We start from the raw sequence: 2,901 nt of genomic DNA, 5'->3' as shown, positions 1-2,901 counted from the left end.
TGAAGGCGCCTTGCGTCGCGATCTCATCGCAGGCCAGCTTGATTTGCTCGTCTTTGGTCGTGATGAGAACGATATCCGCATCCCTTATCGCTTCTGCGCTGTCAAGCGTCAGGCGTGCTTCCGGTAGGAAGGGGGATGCTTTTTCAAGAGACGCTTGTGTTGCGGCGCTCGCCGCTATCAGGTGGTGGCCTTGCTTGGCAAGAAGGTTTCCGACCGCGGTTCCCACTTTTCCCGCGCCGATAATCGCAATCCGATGCGTGTCGTTTTTCATTTTACTCCCGATAACCTTTAATAAGTGCTGATAGTGGGATTGTACCAATTTTGGATGCCGGTGGCTACTTCAGGCACACCGCACAAAAGCTGCCGGCGCGCTTGAATATCTCAACCGTTGCAAACCCGGCGTTTGCAAATAGGGTATGGAAGCTCTCGCGGTTGAAATAGTATTTTGGGATGTCTTTGGCGGTGAAGCCGCGAAGTTTGGGGTTAATAAGGCCCAACCCGTAGAGAAAGAACAAAAATGCCCGGTCGCGGATGTCTTGGCCCCTATCGGGTTCGATGAATACCGCTGTTTTACCGGGCTTGAGAACGCGATAAAGTTCCCGTGCGGCCCGTTCCTTATTCGGGACCGCCTCCATGGCTCCGCCACAGACCAGTTTATCGAAGCGATTATCCTCGAAAGGGAGGTTTTCGATATCCCCGTGGACGAATTCGATATGGTTGATGCCCGCCTCAAGGGCATTTTTCTTCGCGAGCTTTAAAAATGTGGGCGAGAGGTCGACCCCGTATATTTTCGCATCCGGCACCCGCTCGGCCATTTTGATGGCGTAGATACCCGGCCCCGTGCCCGCATCCAACACGACTTCACCCTCACCGGGGTCGAGAGTATCGAGAACAAACGGCATGATTTCGGTATCCGACTTGTGGGTTATCTTTCTAAAGAATGAGTAAAGCGGCGCAAACGCATCATAACACTGAATGGTTCGTTCTTTGTCTATCGGCATACTTACGGCTCCTGTATCAGCAGTGATATAACATTAGGATTAAGCATCGGAACGAAGGATATGTACCCGTTTGCGTTGTTGTTAAATCAACTTGCAAGGTAGTTATGGGGGCCCGCCAAAATCACTCGGGTTCTTAGTCACTTAGCAGTGCAAACTGAACTAAGCCCCGGTTTTTTCAAGGACGGCGCTCATCGGCAGCTCAAGGCCGCTGGCTTCAAGAAGCTCTTAATCCACGAGCATCTCGCTCCATTACCTCGGCTTCGCTTAACCCCTGGTTGATCGGGCCGAAGGCCACATCGTCCTTACATTACGGGTTCGAAATATGGACGTGCGGGTGCTCGTGGTCGTGCACGGCCGCAAAAGCCGCTTCGAGCAGCGTGGTAATTTCAGTTACCTTAACCGCCGCTTCCTCAAGATGCCCTGATAACAGTTTTTCATGGGACGCCCCTGCAAGCCGCGCCCACTGCTCGGTGTTGTTCTTAAGTAGTTTCGATAGTTCTGTTAACTGGTGAATCGCCAACTTGTAGTCGGCGGTACTGATTCCTGCCTGGCACATAAACTCCACCTCCGTAAAAACACAACAACCACGAATACTGCGAAGTTCGCTTCGCTGTAACCTTCGTGGTCAGTTAGATAATAGTAGCTATTCGATTCTAGATGTAACTTGCTTGCTACGTGTTTTGAGTTGAAACTCAAATCACGTTATAGCACATATTATAACACATACTATAGTAGAGAGAAGAGCAGTATCTCTCAACCGGAATAGTACCTAGCGGCGCTATTCCTTGGGCTCAAGAATTACCATGTGCTCAAGCAGCTTAAGCTCCTTAAACTCGGCCTTGATCTGCTTCTGCTCGCCAAAGAGATCAACAAGCAAGAGCTTATCATCAACCGGTGTGATCGATATCACATCCTTCATAAGGATCTCTTGTTTACCGTCTTTTTCAACATAGACGTTGGTTTCACACATTTTATTTCACCTCCGCACTGCGGTTGGATGCAGCGTTATTAACCGCCGATTGAACCAGTTTGATAGCCTCATCCATCAAGTGGGGGAGCGGCAAATTGCTCACCCCGACAAGGTCGATATGCTTGCCTAGCGGCAGCAATATCTTCCTGGCTTTGGACAACGACAGGTATTCGGCCATCCCCGGCGTAAGCTCGCCCATAAACGAGTTCGGGATCATAATCGAAACCGGTCCGATAATAACGTCCGCCTCGGGGACGGTCACTTTAAACGCGTTCTCGCCGCTCGCACCCAGGTTAGCACCGGCTTTCATCATAGTGCTTGCGGCTATCGCATTTGTTCCAAGCGCGAGTATCTCTATTCTGTCGGGCAGGACTTCGCGCAGGCGCGTTATTATCTGCTGTCCTATGCTTCCGCCCGCCCCATCGACTACCAGTATCTTCATAATTATACTTAGCCCTCGATTTCAGCCTTTATCCGAGCCACTCCGAAAGCTCCGAAACAAAGCGCTCTTTCGGCATCGCCCCGACAAAGCGTTTCTTTACCTCGCCGTTCTGAAAGAGAGCGAAGGTCGGGATGCTCATCACCTGGTACTGGCCCGCTATGCGTGGGTTGTCATCGACGTTAAGCTTGGCGAATTTCACCTTGCTCGAATATTCATTTGCCAACTCATCAATAACCGGGGCCACGATTTTGCACGGACCACACCACTCAGCCCAAAAATCAACCAGAACCGGCATATCAGAGCCGATTACTTCCGCATCCCACGACTGCTCGTCAACTTTAACAACGTTCGCACCCATATGTCTCGTACCTACTCCTTTCGCGCCCTACTCTTGGCTCTCGATGTATTTCTCGGCGGACACAGCGGCAAGCGCACCCTCCCCGGCCGCCACTACAACTTGTTTCAGCAGGTTATACCGCACATCTCCG

Annotated in this window: 6 protein-coding genes; all 6 read right to left on the bottom strand. The window is 51.2% G+C overall.

The genetic code is table 11. The features are described from left to right. Nucleotides 1-271: NAD(P)-binding domain-containing protein (locus tag COY37_RS10460; RefSeq protein ID WP_286977519.1), on the bottom strand; the 271-nt coding region annotated here is incomplete at its 3' end. A gap of 64 nt (nucleotides 272-335) precedes the next feature. After that, nucleotides 336-1,001, bottom strand: a complete 666-nt coding sequence (locus COY37_RS10455) for a class I SAM-dependent methyltransferase (RefSeq protein ID WP_286677583.1) — start codon at nucleotides 999-1,001, stop codon at nucleotides 336-338. A gap of 307 nt (nucleotides 1,002-1,308) precedes the next feature. After that, nucleotides 1,309-1,557, bottom strand: coding sequence for a hypothetical protein (locus tag COY37_RS10450; RefSeq protein WP_286677582.1), 249 nt, complete (start codon nucleotides 1,555-1,557; stop codon nucleotides 1,309-1,311). Nucleotides 1,558-1,779: 222 nt separating this feature from the next. After that, a complete protein-coding gene (locus tag COY37_RS10445) occupies nucleotides 1,780-1,971 on the bottom strand; it encodes a CooT family nickel-binding protein (RefSeq protein WP_286677581.1) in 192 nt (63 codons plus the stop codon). Between the two features lies 1 nt (nucleotide 1,972). Next, nucleotides 1,973-2,413 carry a DUF3842 family protein gene (locus COY37_RS10440; RefSeq protein WP_286677580.1) on the bottom strand — a complete coding sequence of 147 codons (441 nt, stop codon included), beginning with the start codon at nucleotides 2,411-2,413 and terminating at the stop codon, nucleotides 1,973-1,975. A 28-nt stretch (nucleotides 2,414-2,441) separates the two neighbouring features. Next, complete coding sequence (trxA, locus tag COY37_RS10435; RefSeq protein WP_286677579.1) at nucleotides 2,442-2,771, bottom strand: thioredoxin; 330 nt, start codon at nucleotides 2,769-2,771, stop codon at nucleotides 2,442-2,444. Nucleotides 2,772-2,901 lie beyond the last annotated feature (130 nt).

It is taken from the genome of Candidatus Aquicultor secundus, from assembly GCF_002791875.1.
In the GTDB taxonomy this organism is placed as follows: Bacteria; Actinomycetota; Aquicultoria; order Aquicultorales; family Aquicultoraceae; genus Aquicultor_A; species Aquicultor_A secundus.
Note: the sequence above shows the minus strand (reverse complement) of the source record. Positions and strands in the feature narration are given on the sequence as shown.

Bases quoted from the DNA above. Each gene is read 5' to 3' on its own strand.
- COY37_RS10455 (WP_286677583.1), bottom strand. From the start codon at position 1,001: ATGCCGATAGACAAAGAACGAACCATTCAGTGTTATGATGCGTTTGCG.
- COY37_RS10440 (WP_286677580.1), bottom strand. From the start codon at position 2,413: ATGAAGATACTGGTAGTCGATGGGGCGGGCGGAAGCATAGGACAGCAG.
- COY37_RS10445 (WP_286677581.1), bottom strand. From the start codon at position 1,971: ATGTGTGAAACCAACGTCTATGTTGAAAAAGACGGTAAACAAGAGATC.
- COY37_RS10450 (WP_286677582.1), bottom strand. From the start codon at position 1,557: ATGTGCCAGGCAGGAATCAGTACCGCCGACTACAAGTTGGCGATTCAC.
- trxA (WP_286677579.1), bottom strand. From the start codon at position 2,771: ATGGGTGCGAACGTTGTTAAAGTTGACGAGCAGTCGTGGGATGCGGAA.